Raw genomic sequence first — 17,303 nt, 5'->3', positions numbered from 1 at the left:
CCCCGGATCGTCTGTGGTGTTCGCGAAGCTAGCACACGCCGTACGTGTTTGATCAGGGCAATCGTTGGCTTTCGCGCAACAGTGCGATGACTGTCGCAAGCCGCTGAGCGCATTTCGGCAAGAAACGACTTACTTCTGCCGCACTTCGGCTGTCCGGGAGGGTTCGCGGAGGTTGGATTAGCCTTTCGGCCGGAAGTGGAATTCTAGAGTTGAAGAAGATTTGCATCCTTGTCCTTGCCTTGCTCGTTGCCGGCTGTGGCGGCCGGCAGACCGAGGAACTGCTCGGCAGCGCCATGGTGTCGGCGCCGGTGACCGAAATCGCCGGCAACCACAGCATCTTCATCGCCACGACGCGCAAGCGCTCCGACGATCCCAGCAAGGTTTTCGACCGGGAGCGCTCGGCCACGCTGAACTATGCCCGCGTCAACGTCACCGTGCCAGGGACCCACGAAACCGGTCAGATCGAGCGGCGCTCGCGCGGCAAGTCGAACGACCCGGCCAAATATTTCATGGCCTCCGAAGTCGTCGGCTACGACACCGCGCCGAAATTCTCCAGCGCGCTCAGTGCCGACATCGCCGCGCGCGGCGGTCGCGTCATGATCTTCGTCCATGGCTACAACACCGGCTTCGACGCCGCCGTCTACCGCGTCACCCAGATCGCCCATGATTCCGGCTACCCGGGCACGCCGGTGCTGTTTTCCTGGGCGTCGGGCGCCAAGACCAGGGACTATGTCTACGACAGGGAAAGCGCCAGTGCCGCCCGCGACCAGTTGGAGGTGACGCTGAGAATGCTCGCGCAGACCGGCGCGCGACGCATCGACATCGTCGCCCACTCGCTGGGGACCTGGGTCACCATGGAAGCGCTGCGCCAGCTCGCCATCAACGGCGACCGCGATCTCGGCGGCAAGCTCGGCGACGTCGTGCTGGCCTCGCCCGACATCGATGTCGACGTGTTCAAGAGCCAGATGCGCCGCTACGGCAAGCCGAACAAACCCTTCATTCTGCTTTTGTCCGACGACGACCGGGCGCTGCGGCTCTCTGGCCTGATCGCCGGCTCGCGGCCGCGCGTCGGCGACTACAAGGACGCCGCCGACCTCGCCGACTATGGCGTGAGCGTCGTCGATCTTTCCAGCGTCAAGGGATCGGATCGCTTCAACCACACCAAATTTGCCGACAACCCCGAGTTGGTGAAGATGATCGGCCAGCGGCTGCGCGAGGATGACGGATTTGCCAGCGACCGCGAAGTGACCGACCGCATCAGCCTGCTCGGGCAGTGAGGGCGTTCGACGCCCTGTTACTTTCGTCCCGCATGGTCACGGTTGCGGCAGCGCCGTTTCACTTTCAACTGGACCGGGCCGGCCCCTGGCTTTGTCGAAACAGCGAGCGACGTCACCAACTTGACGTCCCTAGCTTGACGTCACCAGCTTGACGTCCTTCCTGCGGGAGCCTGCGTGACCGTGCGTTCGAAGACTTTTCTCGTCGTAGCGTTTGCGCTCGCCGTGACCGGCTGCGCCGGCCGCAAGACACACGACCTTCTCAACACGACGACCGTGACGGTGCCTGCCTCCGACATCGCCGCCACGCATGAGATCTTCGTCGCCACCACCCGAAAAAAGGCGACGAAGGACCCGCGGCAGGTGTTCGACGGTGACCGTTCACCGACCACCAGTTTTGCCAGTGTCGAGGTCACCGTCCCGAAAATCCATCAGGTCGGCGCCATCGAGCGGGTCAGGGGCTCCGCCAACAGCAATCCGGCCAAGGATTTCACGGCAACCGAGGTCGAATTCTACGAAGGCGCCCCGCAATTCGCCAAGGCGGTCGGCGCCGATATCGCCATGCGCGGCGACCGCGCGCTGGTTTTCGTGCACGGCTTCAACAACGGTTTCGACGACGGCATCTATCGGCTGACACAGATCGCGCACGACACCAAATACTCCGGCACGCCGGTGCTGTTCTCATGGGCATCGAGCGGCAAGACCACGGGCTATATCTACGACAAGGAAAGCGCCAACGCGGCGCGCGACGATCTCGAAGAGACGTTGCGGATGCTGGCCAAGACCAAGGCCAAGAGCATCGACATCATCGCCCATTCGATGGGCACCTGGGTGACGATGGAGGCGCTGCGCCAGCTTGCCATCACCGGCGACCGTGATCTCAGCGACAAGCTCGGCTATGTCATCCTGGCCTCGCCCGACATCGATGTCGATGTGTTCAAGAAGCAGATGATCCGTTACGGCAAGCCCGACAAGCCCTTCGCCATCCTGCTTTCGGGCGACGACCGCGCCCTCAGGCTGTCCTCGCTGATCTCCGGCGACAAGCCGCGCGTCGGCGACTATGGCGACGCGGCCGACCTCGCCAGCTATGGCGTGTCGGTGGTCGACCTGAGCAAGACCAAAGGCGGCGACCGCCTGAACCACGCCAAATTCGCCGACAACCCGTTCCTGGTGCAACTGCTCGGCGACCGGCTGCGCGCCCCGGCCGGCCTGGCATCAGACGAGGTCGATCCGGCGCGGCCGATCGACAATCTCGGTCAGGGCATCGGCAAGGCCGTCGGCTCCGTCGCCGAGATCGTCATCACCACGCCGTTCAAGGTGCTGACCATCGCCACCGGCGGATGAGCAATTTGGGCTCGCCCTTGGTCGTTGTCAGACGAACAGGTCGACTTTCTGGAACGTCGTCACGTCGATCAGGCCGACATCGGAAATCCTCAGTTCCGGGATGACGACTAGCGCCAGCAGCGAGTGCTGCATGTAGGCGTTGTTCAGCGAGCAGCCCATCTGGCGCATCGCCTCGGTCAGCTTGTCTGCCTTGGCCGCGACGATTTCGGCGCGCTCATCCGACATCAGGCCGGCGATCGGCATTTCGACCAGCGCCAGTTCCTTGCCCCTGGAGAACAGCACGACGCCGCCGCCGACCTCGCCCAGCCGGTTCACCGCCAATGCCATGTCCTGCTTGCTGGTGCCGACGACGATGATGTGGTGCGCATCATGCGCCACGCTGGAGGCCATGGCGCAGTCGCTCATATAGCCGAAGCCGGAGACGAAGGCGTTGGTGACGCCGCCCGTGCCGCGGTGGCGCTCGACCAGCGCGATCTGGCAGACGTCGTTGCGGCGGTCCATGGCGACCAGCCCGTCCTCCACCGGAAGATCGGCCTCGAGCGCCCGCGTCGGCGCTTGGTTCTCGATCACGCCGATCACCCGCACCCGAACCTCGTTGGCGCCGGCAGGCGCCACGATGTCGAAATCCCCTGCTTTGAGCTTCTTGCCGAGCTTGACGGTGTTCTTTGCCGTCTTCGGATAGTCATAGGCCGCAATGTCGATGTCGAGCTTGCCGCCCTTGGCCAGCCTGACGCCGCGGCCATAGACTTCATCGATGGTCATCGCGGCCAGATCGGAGACGATCAGCAGATCGGCGAGCCGCCCCGGCGCGATCGACCCCAGCTCGCGCTCCAGCCTGAAATGCTGGGCGGTGTTGAGCGTCGCCATCTGGATAGCGGTCACCGGCTTCAACCCCTGGCTGATGGCGTGGCGGACCACCCGGTCCATATGGCCTTCATGGACGAGCGTCCCGGAATGGCTGTCGTCGGTGCACAGGATGAAGTTGCGCGGATCGAGCCCGCTCTCCGTCACCGCCTTGATCTGCGAGGCAACGTCGTACCAGGCCGAGCCCAGCCTCAGCATTGCCTTCATGCCCTGGCGGACGCGGGCGATAGCGTCCTCGGCGCGCGTGCCTTCGTGGTCGTCCTCGGGGCCGCCGGCGACGTAGCCGTGGAACGGCAGGCCGAGATCGCGCGAGGCGTAATGGCCGCCGACGGTCTTGCCCGCCCTCACCGTCGCGGCGATCTCGCCGGCCATAACCTGATCGTTGGCAGCGACACCGGGAAAGTTCATCACCTCGCCAAGTCCGACGATGTTTTCCCAGCCCATCGCCTCGGTCACATCGGCGACCGTGAGCTCGGCGCCGGCATGCTCCAGCCCAGGTGCGGAAGGTACGCAGGACGGCATCTGCACAAGTACGTTGATCGGCATGGCGACGGCCTCGTCATGCATCAGCCGCACACCCGGCAGGCCGAGCACATTGGCGATCTCGTGCGGGTCGATGAACATCGAGGTGGTGCCATGCGGGATGACGGCGCGGCAAAACTCCGTCACCGTCACCATGCCGCTCTCGACATGCATGTGAGCGTCGCAAAGGCCCGGCACCAGATAGCGGCCGCCGGCGTCGACCACCTTGGTGCCCTGGCCGATGGCGTGGCCGGCATTCGGCCCGCAATAGGCAAAACGGCCGCCGGCAATGGCAATGTCGGTGCCGGCGATGATCTCGCCGGAATGAACGTTGACCCAGCGCCCGTTGCGGATGACGAGATCGGCGGGCCTCCTGCCCATCGCGACGTCGACCAGATGCGTCGCCGCCTCGGCCCAGGGTTTTGGTTTCGTCGCACGCGCGGTCTTCGCCATGAGGAGGACTCCTGTTTTCCCGACTGTGCCAAGCCGCGCGGATTTTGACCAGCGGGGAACTTGTGGGTCGTGTACGGCTACTCGGTCTTCACCTCTCGTTGCCGAACGCTCCGGAGTAGGCGCCGTCGACGAAGCTGCCGATCTCCCCTTGCGGGGGAGATGCCTGGCAAGGCAGGGCTGTCCCGCCGACCTGTCAACCAATTACAGCCACATCCTCACGCTGATTTCCCGGTTAGGGCTTCTTACTCAGGCGCCGTCCACGACAAATGCCTCAACCGGAAGGCGAGTCCGTTTGCGGCAAATCAGCGTGTTCGGGAGTTTCGATCAGACAAGGCGGACGCTCAACTATCCTGCCGCTGCTCCCTGTCGCGGCAGTTGAGAAGGTCGACCAGATCGTCGGCCTCTTCGATCGGCATGTCGATCAACGGGACGCCGACCTCGACAACCGGCTGCCCCGTGAACACATCGATGATGTCCCACGTGCCTTCAGGTGTCTTCTCAATGTCGTAGCGTTGAGTCATGGGGGAAGGAGAGATTAGCGGGTGCAGGAGAAGATTAGCGCGTTTACTCGGTCATCGCTCGTTTGGGCTCCGCGGAAATGGTTCCCGCCCGGCCTGATCAAGCGCCTCAAGCAATGGGACAAAGGTGCTGGGCAGTCGTGCGTCGACGGCAAGATTCAGCACGCCGTGCAGGTGCCGGCGATAGTCTTCGGAACGCAGCAATTGCCGTACCGCGTTGGCAACAGACTTCCCTTGTCCTGTGTCAAACTCTGTCATGTCCGGGGTTCCAGTCGCTTCCGTCCGAAACTCAACCGTTGCGAAATGGTTCCGGCGATCTTGATCAAGTTTGAATCAGTGGATGGCCCGTCGCTGGCGAGGGTTGCCGCTGGCTCGACGACGGCAGCCATGCCGTTGATTTGGGCGCCGTGCCGATTTTGGGTCCGACGACCGCAGCCAAGCCCGGGTTTTTGGACCAGGTTTTAGCGCCATCAAGAAGATGGCTTGACGGCCTTTGGCTGGCGTTTGAAAAGGACTGGCCTGCGGACGTGGCGGAATTGGTAGACGCAAGGGACTTAAAATCCCTCGATCTCTGATCGTACGGGTTCGATTCCCGTCGTCCGCACCATTTTGAAATTAAACATCTATTTGGCTTTCTTGCTGGGAATCGGAACTCTGCTGCAATGGGTGGGAAACAATTCAATGACCATATGTCTTTGCGTCAAAGTAGACGAGTGCATGGTCTTTGCTGCCGACAGCGCGTCCTGGCGGCGGCGCCGGGGGTAAGGTTGCGAAAGATTAGCGCGCCGTTGTTGCTCCGGCTACCAGCTTACAGTGATTATCTGGGATAGCTCGGCTATGTCGCCATAGATCATCGAACCTTTGACGAGAAAACACTTGTCACCGAGGACTTCGAACAGTGTGCTTGACGCGGTGCAAACCGGCAGGTTCTTCGAATTGGCGTAGGTCCCGAGGGTCGCGGTTTCGACCTTGCGGTCGTTGGCTTCCGCATAGCCGACAGTGATCGCGAACATAGCGATAGCAATGAGAGTCGTCCTGCTCATATTTAGCCCCTAAAGCCAGCGGGTTTCTTGGCAGCAAAACCGGGCTGCCGCCCTTGGCGTTGCAATAGGTGACGCAGTCGCGCCATGCATCAAAGTAGCAGCGGCCCATGATGAGCTTCATCCATCGATTGGATGAAACGGGCTCATATATATTAGCTAATGCTTGACTAAGACGCCTGCCACCACAACCGCGCCGGCTCAAATCAGGCCCGGATCGGGTTCAGCTTCAGGTGCTGGATCAGGATGATCGTCTTGGCGTCGACAATGCGGCCGTCGTAAATGCCGGCCAGCGCTTCGTCGAGCGGCATTTCCAGGACCTCGATGTCTTCGCCTTCTCCCGGCGCGCCGCCACCGTCCGAGATGCGGTCGGTCGGTGAATAGCGGGCGACGAAAAACCAGAGCCGCTCGGTCACGCTGCCAGGGCTCATGAAGGGCGAAAACAGCCGTTCGACGTCCTTCATCCTATAGCCGAGTTCCTCTTCCGCCTCCTTGCGGATGCAGGTTTCGGGATCATGTTCATCGAGCAGGCCGGCGCAGGCCTCGATCAGCGGTTCGCGGTGGCCGGTGACGTAGGCCGCGTAGCGGAACTGCCGCACCAGCAGAACCGTCGAGCGCTCGGGGTCGTAAGGCAGGATCACCGCGCCATCGCCGCGATCGTAGGTCTGACGGATCTGCGTCTCCCACTGCCCGTCGCGCCGGCGGTAATCGAGGACGGTCTTTTTCAGGACGGCCCAGTCATCGGAAAGGACTTCCTCCGAACGGATGCGAATGCGGTCTTCCATGGTGAACTCCGTGTTGCCGGCGAGGCGTAGCGGTGATCCAGCCTTTGCGCAATCCCGACAGCAATTGGTCAGACCTGCGGGGGCAATCACTTCAGGGAAAGGATCGCGGCTTCATCCAGCTTGGGTTCCTCGCCCCACGGGAGTGGGGAGAGGTGGCTCGGCGGAGCCGAGACGGAGAGGGGAACCGCGCTCTACGAAAGCCCCCTCTCCGGCCGCGGAGCCTGTCCTCGGGCTTGCCAAAGGCAAGACCCGTGGGCGGCCACCTCTCCCCCGCTTCGCGGTGGGCGAGGAACCCAGGTCTTGACAGGTCGCTCTGCCCGGCAGGGCAGACGGGCAGCGCTTCACCGCCTCGTGTATGGCGCGGGCGCAATCCATCGCCTAAATAGCGACAGCCCCTCCCCGGAGTTTTTTGATGACCCCTTCCCTCTTCCAGCCGATCACGCTTGACGGCCTCACCTTTCCCAACCGCATCGCGGTGGCGCCGATGTGCCAGTATTCCGCCGAAGACGGTTCGGCCAGCGACTGGCACCTGTACCACTGGATGAACCTGGCGATGTCCGGCGCCGGCATGGTCACCGTCGAGATGACCGACGTCGAGCGGCGCGGCCGCATCTCGCATGGCTGCCTTGGCCTTTATTCCGACGACAACGAGGCGGCCGCCCGGCGCGCGCTGGATGCCGCCAAGCGCGTCGCTGCCCCCGGCACCAAATTCGGCACGCAGCTTGCCCATGCCGGCCGCAAGGCCTCCAACGAGAAACCTTGGGAAGGCGGCGGGCCGCTGAACGCCGATCAGGACCCTTGGCCGATCGTGTCCGCCTCGGCCATCGCCTACGACACCGGCTGGCAGGTGCCGCGGGCGCTGGAGGAGGAGGAGATCCTGCAGATCATCGAACGCTTCGCCGAGGCGGCAAGGCGGGCCGAACGTGCCGGCTTCGACTTCATCGAATTGCACGCCGCGCACGGCTATCTGATCTTCCAGTTCCTGTCGCCGCTTTCCAACCAGCGCACCGACCGCTGGGGTGGCTCGCTGGAAAACCGCATGCGTTTTGTCGTCGAGATCGCCAAGGCGGTGAGAAAGGCCGTGCCCAGGCTGATGCTCGGGGCGCGTCTGTCGGTCAAGGAATGGGTCGATGGCGGCTTCGACATCGAGGACGCAATCGAAGTGGCCAAGGCGCTGAAATCAGCTGATGTCGCCTATCTCTGCTGCTCGAGCGGCGGCAATTCGCCCCTGCAGAAGCTGCCGACAGGTCGCGGCTACCAGGTGCATCTGGCGGAAGCCGTTCGCAACGGCGCCGGAATCCCGACACGGGCCGTCGGCCTGATCGATGATCCGAAGCAGGCCGAGGCGATCGTCGCCGAGGGCCGTGCCGACATGGTGGCCCTGGCCCGCGCCTTCCTCGCCGATCCGCGCTGGGCGTGGCGCGCCGCGGCCACCTTCGGCGAAAAAATCCAGCCGGCGCCGCAGCTTGCCCGCTCGGTGACGACGATGCAGCACTGGATGAAGGCGGCCGGCTGACCGGCCCGATTGCAAGGCTGCCGCCGCAACGACCGCTACCCCCCGACATTGCCGAGGTGTGTGCAACCAAATCGGCGGCTCCGCGTTGGCGGCGATGATGGACAGCAAGCCTTTTGAAAAGCCGGTCGTGGTCGAACTTGGCCATGTCGGCAAATACCGTGAAATCCGCAGCACGCAGGAAGCGGCGGAGTGCCTGATGACCGTCTGGCCGCTCAATCGTGGGCCTCGGCATCGCGATGCTCTCGACACTTGCCTAAAAGTGCTGGAAGGTTATCGTTCGACAGCGGATGCGCGCCGGGCATTGGTCGAGGCCGCGAAAGAATCGGACGTGCTGGTTCCCGACGAGAGATTGCCCCAAGGCAAACTGCCCCAAGGCAAACCGCATTGAGCAAACCGAGCTTTTTCCACTGGAGGATTTCATGGCCAAGCTGACCTACAAGATCGTCGAGCATGACGGGGGCTGGGCCTATAAGGTCGGCGAGACATTTTCGGAGACGTTCCCCACGCACGAGGACGCACTGCGCGCCGCCGAGATCGCTTCGGCCGAACAGCAGGTCGCCGGCACCACCGACGGCATCCAGTACGAGGACGCCGACGGCAAATGGCACGACGAGCTTGCCGACGGCCGCGACCGGCCGCAAACCGAAGTTTCCGACTAGGCTGGTGTCGCGCCGGATGGCTTCTCGCACCTCCGGTTTTAAGAGCTGGGGCTGGGCAAATCATTCTCCTGCTACGACACTGGATATGGCGAACTCCAATCCCATTATGGACAAACACGATCAGGCGCGACGAAGAAGAGTGCTTGCCACGCAGCCGCTTTACAGGGCAGTCTGGTAGCGCTACCGTTTCATCATCGCGCGTGACCAGGGAGGAGCTTTGGGAACTGCCGCGGCCAGGAAAGCGGTTTCCTTCGAAGACGTCGCAGGAAGCATTCGGGAGGAAATCGATGGCGTCTGTGGCGATTGGCGATGTCTACAAATCATTCGGAACCGTCGAGATTCTCCACGGTGTCAGCGTCGATATAGAGGATGGCGAGTTCGTCACGCTGGTCGGGCCGTCGGGCTGCGGAAAATCGACCCTTCTCAGGATGATCGCCGGCCTGGAAAAGATTTCGCGCGGCCAGATCGCGATTGGCGAGCGCGTCGTCAACAACGTTGCGCCAAAAGAACGCGACGTCGCCATGGTGTTCCAGAACTACGCGCTCTACCCGCACATGACCGTCGCCGAGAACATGGCGTTCTCGCTGATGCTCAAAGGTGTTGCGAAAGCCGAAAGCGCTGCCAGCGTCAAGCGCGCCGCCGAAATCCTGGGACTGGTGCCATTGCTGGAGCGCTATCCCCGGCAGCTTTCCGGCGGCCAGCGCCAGCGCGTCGCCATGGGCCGGGCGATCGTGCGCGATCCGGCGGTCTTCCTGTTCGACGAGCCGCTGTCCAATCTCGACGCCAAGCTCAGGGTGCAGATGCGCGCCGAGATCAAGGAACTGCACCAGCGGCTGAAGACCACCACGGTCTATGTCACCCACGACCAGATCGAGGCGATGACCATGGCCGACAAGATCGTGGTCATGCATGACGGCATCGTCGAGCAGATCGGGCCGCCATTGGAACTCTACGACCGGCCCAACAACCTTTTTGTCGCCAGCTTTATCGGCTCGCCCGCCATGAACATGCTGAGGGGCGGAATCGCTGTCGATGGCGGCTCACCGTCCTTTCGCGGCTCCGGCGGGATTTCCCTGCCGCTGGCCGCAGTGCCTTCGACCGGCAGCGGCGAGCAGGTGGTGCTGGGGATACGCCCCGAACATCTGCGGCTATCCCAGGACGAAGGCATTCCAGTCACTGTCGTGGTGGTCGAGCCGACCGGGTCGGAAGTGCAGCTCATCGGCCGGACGGCCGGCGGTGACGAGATCGTTGCCAATTTCCGCGAGCGCCATTCCTTCACGCCGGGCGAGACCGTACGGCTCACGGCCGAGCCGGGCCTCATCCATCTCTTTCATGGCGAGACCGGGCAGCGCTTCGAAATGCGCGCCCGGCAGTAGGATCCATAAGGCAAGGACAATAAACAGGAGGAGACGAACATGAAATTCACCAGACGTGACGTGATCCGCACCACTGCCGGCGTGGCGGCGGGAGCCTTTGGAAGCCGCTTCGTCGGCTCTTCCGCCTTTGCCCAGGAGGGATTGACGTACAAGCCCGAAGACGGCGCAAAGCTGCGCATGCTGCGCTGGTCGCCGTTCGTTCAGGGCGATGAAGACCAATGGCTGGCCAACACCAAGCGGTTCACCGAGGCGACAGGCGTCGAGGTCCGAGTCGACAAGGAGAGCTGGGAGGACATTCGACCGAAGGCGGCGGTTGCCGCCAATGTCGGCTCCGGTCCAGATCTGATGCTGGTCTGGTTCGACGACCCGCACCAGTACCCCGACAAGCTGCACGACGTGACGGAACTGGGTGAGTATCTCGGCACGAAATATGGCGGCTGGCACGACGGACCAAAGCAATATGCGACACGGGAGGGAAAATTCCTCGGCCTGCCGCTGGCCACCATCGGTAATGCCATCGTCTATCGGGAAAGCTGGGTGAAGGAGGCTGGCTTCTCGGAATTTCCGAAGGACACGGCGGGCTTCCTCGAGCTTTGCAAGGCCTTGCAGGCGAAGGGCCATCCGGCCGGTTTCACACACGGCCATGGCGTCGGCGACGGCAACAACTACGCTCACTGGCTGCTGTGGAGCCATGGCGGCCAGATGGTCGACGAGAGCGGAAAGGTGACGATCAACAGCCCCGAGACGCTCAAGGCGATCGAGTACGCGCAGGAACTCTACAAGACCTTCATCCCCGGCACCGAAAGCTGGCTCGACGTCAACAACAACCGTGCCTTCCTGGCCGGCGAACTGGGCGTCATCGCCAACGGCATTTCCGTGTATAACACGGCGAAGACCAACAAGGACAATGATCCGAAACTGGCTGAAATCGCCAAGGACATGCGCACGACCAGCCTGCCGATCGGTCCTGTCGGGAAATCGGTCGAGCTGTTCCAGGTGACCACGGCCGTGATCTTCGACTACACGCCCTACCCCAACGCGGCCAAAGCCTATCTGCAGTTCATGTTCGAGGAACAGCAAATGGCGGAGTGGATCACCTCCTCCGCCGGCTATTGCTGCCAGACACTCAAGGCCTTCGAGAACAATCCGGTGTGGACGGCTGACCCGAACAACGCCGCTTACGCCAAGGCCTCGGCGACGCTGCGTCCCAACGGTTATGCCGGGCCGCTCGGCTACGCGTCGGCGGCGACCATGGCCGACTATGTCCTGGTCGACATGTTCGCCAAGGCGGTGACCGGCCAGGCGACGGCGCAGGAGGCGATGGAAGAGGCGGAGAAACGCGCCAACCGCTACTATCGCGTTTGATCGCAGCCGAGCCGGGCAGCCGCGACCGCGCTGCCCGGTCTGGTTCCCAGAATCGCGTGGCGACCACTCAGGCCACCATGCCACCAGACCTCATGAGGAGCCGTCCCATGGCCGTGTCGTCCGCTGCCGTTCAGCCGCGTCCGTCGATCCTGTCGCGGAGCCTGTCGCTCCTGGCCGACAGCCGCAACGCGCTTGGCTTCGGCTTCATGCTGCCGGCGGCAGCGCTGCTGCTGGTCTTCCTGACCTATCCGCTCGGGCTCGGCATCTGGCTCGGCTTCACGGATGCCCGCATCGGCCGCCCCGGCATCTTCATAGGCATCGAAAACTACCAATATCTGTCGGAGGACGCCGTCTTTTGGCTGTCCGTCTTCAACACCTTGCTCTACACGATAAGCGCGTCGATCCTGAAATTCGCGCTCGGCCTCTGGCTGGCGCTTATCCTCAATCAGAACCTTCCCTTCAAATCGTTCTTCCGCGCGATCGTGCTGCTGCCGTGGGTGGTGCCGACGGTGCTGTCGGCAATCGCCTTCTGGTGGATCTACGATTCGCAGTTCTCGATCCTGTCCTGGGCACTGATAGAAATGGGCCTGATCGACCATCGCATCAATTTCCTCGGCGATCCGGTGAACGCGCGCGCTTCGGTCATCGCCGCCAACATCTGGCGCGGCATTCCGTTCGTCGCCATCACGCTGCTGGCCGGCTTGCAGACTATACCCCAGTCGCTCTACGAGGCCGCCACGCTTGACGGCGCCAGCCGCTGGCAATTGTTCCGTTTTGTGACGCTGCCGCTGCTGACGCCGATCATTGCCATCACCATGACGTTTTCGGTGCTGTTCACCTTCACCGATTTCCAGCTGATCTATGTGCTGACCCGCGGCGGACCGGTCAATGCCACCCATCTGATGGCGACACTGTCGTTCCAGCGCGGCATTTCGGGAGGCCAGCTTGGCGAGGGCGCCGCCATCGCGGTCGCCATGATACCGTTCCTGCTTGCGGCGATCCTGTTCAGCTATTTCGGCCTGCAACGCCGCAAATGGCAGCAGGGCGGAGGAGACTGACATGGCTGAGACCGCGATCAAAAAAACCAAACGGCAAGAACTCGACGAAGGCGGCATGGGCTATCTTCAGAGCCTGCCGCGGCGCGTGGTGACGGTCTATCTGCCGTTGCTGGTGTTCGTCATCGTGCTGTTGTTCCCGTTCTACTGGATGACGATCACGGCGATCAAGCCCAACCTCGAGATGACCGACTATGCCAATTTCAATCCGTTATGGGTCGTGCATCCGACATTCGAGCACATCCGCTATCTCTTGTTCGACACGTCCTATCCGGGCTGGCTGCTCAACACGATCATCATCTCCACCGCCGCCACCTTCCTGTCGCTGCTGGCTGCGGTGTTCGCGGCCTATGCGATCGAACGGCTGCGGTTTTCGGGGGCGCGGCAGGTCGGGCTGGCAATCTTCCTCGCCTATCTCGTGCCGCCGTCGATCCTGTTCATCCCGCTGTCGGTGATGGTGTTCAACCTTGGGCTTTACGACACGCCCTTCGCGCTCATCCTCACCTACCCGACCTTCCTGGTGCCTTTCTGCACCTGGCTGCTGATGGGTTACTTCCGTTCCATCCCGTTCGAACTGGAAGAATGCGCGCTCATCGATGGGGCGAGCCGCTGGCAGATCCTCATCAAGATCGTGCTGCCGCTGTCGGTGCCCGGCCTGATTTCGGCCGGCATCTTCGCATTCACCCTGTCATGGAACGAATTCATCTATGCGCTGACGTTCATCCAGTCGTCCGAAAACAAGACTGTGCCCGTCGGGGTGCTTACGGAGCTGGTCCGCTCCGACGTCTATGAATGGGGAGCGCTGATGGCCGGAGCCCTGATCGGCTCGCTGCCGGTGGTGGTGCTCTATTCGTTCTTCGTCGAGCACTACGTTTCCTCGATGACCGGAGCGGTGAAGGAATAGCGCTCGTGGGCGCGCCTCTTCCTTCTCCCCTTGTGGGAAAAGGTGGCCTCGCGAAGCGAGGTCGGATGAGGGGTGTTCCAGCTTGGCACCGACGGCGTTCCGGCCAGCACCCCTCAACCGTCTTGGCGCTGCGCGCCAATCCACCTTCTCCCACAAGGGGAGAAGGAAGAAGAGGCGCATTGCCGCTGGCCATCCGCCGCGCTATCTCAGGCGACCTTGTCTGCCTCAACTGACCTTCTGCCGGAGCCTCCCAATGCCCGAAATCGTTACCGCCGCCATGCTCGTCATCGGCGACGAGATTCTGTCCGGCCGCACCAAGGACAAGAATATCGGCCACCTCGCCGACATCATGACGGCGATCGGCATCGACCTTAAGGAGGTGCGCATCGTTGCCGACGAGGAAGACGAGATCGTCGCCGCAGTGAACGCCCTGCGTGCCCGCTATACCTATGTCTTCACCACCGGCGGCATCGGTCCGACGCATGACGACATCACCGCGGATGCCATTGCCAAGGCCTTCGGCGTGCCCTGCGACTACGACGCCAAAGCCTATGCCATGCTGGAAGCGAGCTACGCCGCGCGCGGCATCGAATACACCGAGGCGCGCAAGCGCATGGCGCGGATGCCGCGCGGCGCCGACCATATCGACAATCCGGTGTCGATCGCACCGGGCTTTCGCATCGGCAACGTCCATGTCATGGCCGGCGTGCCGGCGATTTTCCAGGCGATGCTCGACAATGTGGTGCCGACGCTGAGGGCCGGCACCAAAATGCTGTCGGCCACGGTGCACTGTCCGTTCGGCGAAGGCCTGGTCGGCGGACCGCTGGGCGACATCCAGAAGGCGCATCCGGACACGATCATCGGCTCCTATCCAAAATATGGCGACGGCAAGTTCTGGACCGAGCTGGTCGTCCGTGCCCGCAGCCAGGAAGCGCTGGACGCCGCCCGCGCCGATGTCGAGGCGATGGTCGCAAGGCTCGCCAGCCCGGCCACCTGATGCAGGCCGGAACCAAGCGTCGTGCTGTAACGTTTCATGCGGGCGAGTTTCGCTCGCCCGCAAATTGAGGGGTTGCCATGCGATTCAAGACCATCGTCGCCATACTGCAGAACGAACAGGACGCGGAGCGCGTGCTCGAATGCGCCATTCCGCTTGCCGACAAGTTCGAGAGCCATCTCATCGGCATCCATGCCGAAGCGCTTCCCGTCCCCTACACCTCGGCCACCGGCTTTCCCGACACCGAGTTCCTGCAGGTTTCGGCCGACATGAACAAAGAACGCGCTGAAAAGTTGCGGGCGGTTTTCCTCCGGCATGTCGAGGAGTCCGGCCTGTCCTTCGAGTGGCGCAGCCTTGAGAGCTTTTCCGGAGATAGCGCGCTGACCGGCATCCCGACCGTTCGCACGGCGGACCTGATCATCGCCGCGCAGCTAGAGTCGGGCGGCGATCAAAACGCCGATGTCGACACGCTGGTCTATGACGCCGGCCGGCCGGTGCTGGTCGTGCCGCATTCAGGCCCGCTCATCACCAGCTTCAAGCATGTGCTGCTCGCCTGGAACGGCAGCAAGGAAGCGGCGCGCGCCGCCTTCGACGCCCTGCCCTTCATGATCGAGGCCGAAAAGACCGATATTGTCATCATCGACCCGCCGGATACGCTCGACGAGGCCCCGGAGGCGGCCGGCGCCGAAATCGCTGCCGCCCTGTCCAGGCATGGCGCCACGGTCAGCGTCTCGGTGCTGCAATCGGCCGGCCACTCCGTCGACGAGGTGCTCCATACCAGGGTTGCCGAAACCGGCGCCGACCTGCTCGTGCTCGGCGCCTACAGCCATTCCTGGCTGCGGCAGCTGCTGTTCGGCGGCGTCACCCGCACGGTGCTGCGCACGTTGCCGGTGGCAGCTTTCCTGTCGCGATAAGTCTCATAGGGGGTAAGTTCACAAGGGGCTAAGTCCACAGGGATCGCCTGCCGCCGCCCTTGCCAAGGGCAAGGCTTTCCAGTTAATTCCGCGCGCATTCCTTTCAAAGTGTCTGCGCGCGTTTTTCGCGCGCTGCGGAGTGCGCGAAAAATGTCCCTTCCCGAAAAGGCCTTTCCTGTCTCGTGGGATCAGTTCCACCGCGACGCGCGTGCGCTCGCCTGGCGGCTTGCCGGCGCCAACAAAGGCCAATGGAAGGCGATCGTCTGCATCACGCGCGGCGGCCTGGTTCCGGCCGCAATCATCTCGCGTGAACTCGGCATCCGGGTCATCGAGACGGTTTGCGTCGCCTCCTATCACGACTATGCCAGCCAGGGGCAGTTGCAGGTGCTGAAGGAGGTCACGCCGGCACTGCTCGCCGATGACGGCGCCGGCGTGCTGATCATCGACGACCTGACAGACACCGGCAAGACCGCGGGCATCGTCCGCGCCATGATGCCCAAGGCGCATTTCGCCACCGTCTATGCCAAGCCGAAGGGCAGACCGCTGGTCGACACCTTCGTCACTGAGGTCAGCCAGGACACCTGGATCTATTTTCCGTGGGACATGGGCTTCACCTACCAGAAGCCGATCGCCGACGACCACGCCGGCTGATTCGCGGCAACCGCTTTTCTTCCCGGAACATGCCGACGGGCGCCGCTTGCCGGCGAGCACTTCTTGAAAGAGTGCCGCGGCGCACAATATGCCTATTGGTGTGGTTAACCCGAGCGTATGAGGTTTTTTACTTTTATTGCTCATGATTAGCCGTAAGATTCACGAGACGGCAAGTGATTCTGGAGGCTGGGGCAAGCTTCTCCGATGTTGACGAGGCCAGTAACGCACAACCATTTGGCCGAAAGGGTCCAGCGGCTCTTCGGCGCAGCGCCGTGCCGCCTGCAGGTTGCAGCATTGCCCTGGCGCGATACCGGGCATGGCATCGAGATCATGCTGATCACCAGCCGCGATACCGGTCGCTGGGTGCTTCCCAAGGGCTGGCCTGAGGCCAAGGAACTGCTTTGCGAAGCGGCGGCGCGCGAGGCCGGCGAGGAAGCCGGACTGCGCGGCACGGTCTCCCACCACGAAGCCGGCCGCTACTTCTATGCCAAGGCTTTGGCTTCCGGCGAGGAAGTGCCTTGTGAAGTCCTGGTGTTTCCGCTGCGGGTCGACAAGGTCGCCGACCGGTGGAAGGAAAAGCGGTCGCGAACCCGCAAATGGGTCAGCCCCGTCGAGGCCGTGCGCATGGTCAACGAGCCGGACCTTGGCCAGATCATTGCCTATTTCTGCGCCGACCCGCACAAATTCTCCTAAGCAAGCATAGGCTCACCGGCCATTGCCGCGCATTTGCCGTCGATGTTCGTGAAGTCGGGAATCGGCTTGGTGCTCCGGCTTGCCATGCGTTGTCGCGCTTGATGCCTGCGCGGTGAGTAGAAATCGAACCCTCCGCGCCACTTTCTATCCCCGTTATCCACATATGTGACACACAAGATGTTGGGGTCACAAAAGCTACGCAAACGAATCCTTGACGGCGCAAAACGAGTCGCCTTTTATAGGCCATGCGCTCCTGTTGAGAGTGCGACCGGAAAGTTTTGAGCCCGGTCTTTTTTCCCGGATTATGTGCGTTTGGCCGCATTTCCGCCTGGCTACGGGGCCGGCGGATGCGTCGGGATTGTGGGGTCTTGGGGGG

18 protein-coding genes and 1 tRNA gene are annotated in these 17,303 nt (G+C 62.7%); 14 read left to right on the top strand and 5 right to left on the bottom strand.

From position 1 onward, the window contains the following. Nucleotides 1-176: 176 nt before the first annotated feature. Together AC0L16_RS08640 and AC0L16_RS08635 are read left to right on the top strand one after the other, a co-directional pair. Nucleotides 177-1,277: an alpha/beta hydrolase gene (locus tag AC0L16_RS08640; RefSeq protein WP_473620267.1), complete on the top strand. Its 1,101-nt coding sequence runs from the start codon at nucleotides 177-179 to the stop codon at nucleotides 1,275-1,277. Nucleotides 1,278-1,451: 174 nt separating this feature from the next. Next, nucleotides 1,452-2,618 (top strand): alpha/beta hydrolase, encoded by a 1,167-nt coding sequence (locus AC0L16_RS08635; RefSeq protein WP_473620158.1) that lies wholly within the window; start codon nucleotides 1,452-1,454, stop codon nucleotides 2,616-2,618. A gap of 27 nt (nucleotides 2,619-2,645) precedes the next feature. Here AC0L16_RS08635 and ade read toward each other — a convergent pair whose 3' ends face one another. From ade to AC0L16_RS08620, 3 genes are all read right to left on the bottom strand, one after another. Continuing rightward, the gene (gene ade / locus AC0L16_RS08630; RefSeq protein WP_473620157.1) at nucleotides 2,646-4,457 is read right to left on the bottom strand and encodes an adenine deaminase; all 1,812 of its coding nucleotides are present in this window, start codon (nucleotides 4,455-4,457) and stop codon (nucleotides 2,646-2,648) included. Between the two features lie 341 nt (nucleotides 4,458-4,798). After that, on the bottom strand, nucleotides 4,799-4,978 hold the full coding sequence (locus AC0L16_RS08625) for a hypothetical protein (RefSeq protein ID WP_473620155.1): 180 nt from the start codon (nucleotides 4,976-4,978) through the stop codon (nucleotides 4,799-4,801). A gap of 51 nt (nucleotides 4,979-5,029) precedes the next feature. Then, nucleotides 5,030-5,233, bottom strand: a complete 204-nt coding sequence (locus tag AC0L16_RS08620; RefSeq protein WP_473620154.1) for a hypothetical protein — start codon at nucleotides 5,231-5,233, stop codon at nucleotides 5,030-5,032. 263 nt (nucleotides 5,234-5,496) lie between these two features. Between AC0L16_RS08620 and AC0L16_RS08615 the strand changes: the two genes are divergently transcribed. Next, nucleotides 5,497-5,582 (top strand) — tRNA-Leu (locus AC0L16_RS08615). Between the two features lie 193 nt (nucleotides 5,583-5,775). On the opposite strand, the gene AC0L16_RS08610 is transcribed toward AC0L16_RS08615, so the two are convergent. Together AC0L16_RS08610 and AC0L16_RS08605 are read right to left on the bottom strand one after the other, a co-directional pair. Further along, entirely contained in the window at nucleotides 5,776-6,018 is a 243-nt protein-coding gene (locus tag AC0L16_RS08610) for a hypothetical protein (protein ID WP_473620153.1), read from the bottom strand. 203 nt (nucleotides 6,019-6,221) lie between these two features. Next, a complete protein-coding gene (locus AC0L16_RS08605; RefSeq protein ID WP_473620152.1) occupies nucleotides 6,222-6,800 on the bottom strand; it encodes an NUDIX domain-containing protein in 579 nt (192 codons plus the stop codon). A 412-nt stretch (nucleotides 6,801-7,212) separates the two neighbouring features. On the opposite strand from AC0L16_RS08605, the gene AC0L16_RS08600 reads away from it, so the two are divergent. The 11 genes from AC0L16_RS08600 (at nucleotide 7,213) to AC0L16_RS08550 (ending at nucleotide 16,927) form a co-directional block, all read left to right on the top strand. Next, a complete protein-coding gene (locus AC0L16_RS08600) occupies nucleotides 7,213-8,316 on the top strand; it encodes an NADH:flavin oxidoreductase/NADH oxidase (RefSeq protein WP_473620150.1) in 1,104 nt (367 codons plus the stop codon). A 94-nt stretch (nucleotides 8,317-8,410) separates the two neighbouring features. Next, complete coding sequence (locus AC0L16_RS08595) at nucleotides 8,411-8,704, top strand: DUF982 domain-containing protein (RefSeq protein ID WP_473620265.1); 294 nt, start codon at nucleotides 8,411-8,413, stop codon at nucleotides 8,702-8,704. Between the two features lie 31 nt (nucleotides 8,705-8,735). Next, nucleotides 8,736-8,975, top strand: a complete 240-nt coding sequence (locus tag AC0L16_RS08590) for a DUF2188 domain-containing protein (protein ID WP_077371423.1) — start codon at nucleotides 8,736-8,738, stop codon at nucleotides 8,973-8,975. Nucleotides 8,976-9,262: 287 nt separating this feature from the next. Next, nucleotides 9,263-10,351 carry an ABC transporter ATP-binding protein gene (locus AC0L16_RS08585; protein ID WP_473620149.1) on the top strand — a complete coding sequence of 363 codons (1,089 nt, stop codon included), beginning with the start codon at nucleotides 9,263-9,265 and terminating at the stop codon, nucleotides 10,349-10,351. 39 nt (nucleotides 10,352-10,390) lie between these two features. Further along, nucleotides 10,391-11,716 (top strand): ABC transporter substrate-binding protein, encoded by a 1,326-nt coding sequence (locus AC0L16_RS08580; protein ID WP_473620148.1) that lies wholly within the window; start codon nucleotides 10,391-10,393, stop codon nucleotides 11,714-11,716. Between the two features lie 206 nt (nucleotides 11,717-11,922). Further along, on the top strand, nucleotides 11,923-12,774 hold the full coding sequence (locus AC0L16_RS08575) for a carbohydrate ABC transporter permease (RefSeq protein WP_425293516.1): 852 nt from the start codon (nucleotides 11,923-11,925) through the stop codon (nucleotides 12,772-12,774). A 1-nt stretch (nucleotide 12,775) separates the two neighbouring features. Continuing rightward, nucleotides 12,776-13,675 carry a carbohydrate ABC transporter permease gene (locus AC0L16_RS08570; RefSeq protein WP_287363253.1) on the top strand — a complete coding sequence of 300 codons (900 nt, stop codon included), beginning with the start codon at nucleotides 12,776-12,778 and terminating at the stop codon, nucleotides 13,673-13,675. 253 nt (nucleotides 13,676-13,928) lie between these two features. Next, nucleotides 13,929-14,672, top strand: coding sequence for a competence/damage-inducible protein A (locus tag AC0L16_RS08565; RefSeq protein ID WP_473620146.1), 744 nt, complete (start codon nucleotides 13,929-13,931; stop codon nucleotides 14,670-14,672). A gap of 77 nt (nucleotides 14,673-14,749) precedes the next feature. Then, nucleotides 14,750-15,583, top strand: a complete 834-nt coding sequence (locus AC0L16_RS08560; protein WP_473620145.1) for a universal stress protein — start codon at nucleotides 14,750-14,752, stop codon at nucleotides 15,581-15,583. A 150-nt stretch (nucleotides 15,584-15,733) separates the two neighbouring features. Then, nucleotides 15,734-16,234, top strand: coding sequence for a xanthine phosphoribosyltransferase (gene gpt, locus AC0L16_RS08555; protein WP_023798205.1), 501 nt, complete (start codon nucleotides 15,734-15,736; stop codon nucleotides 16,232-16,234). Nucleotides 16,235-16,438: 204 nt separating this feature from the next. Then, nucleotides 16,439-16,927: an NUDIX hydrolase gene (locus AC0L16_RS08550; protein WP_473620144.1), complete on the top strand. Its 489-nt coding sequence runs from the start codon at nucleotides 16,439-16,441 to the stop codon at nucleotides 16,925-16,927. The last annotated feature ends 376 nt before the right edge of the window (nucleotides 16,928-17,303 follow it).

The organism is Mesorhizobium sp. WSM4848 (genome assembly GCF_055811375.1).
Note: the sequence above shows the minus strand (reverse complement) of the source record. Positions and strands in the feature narration are given on the sequence as shown.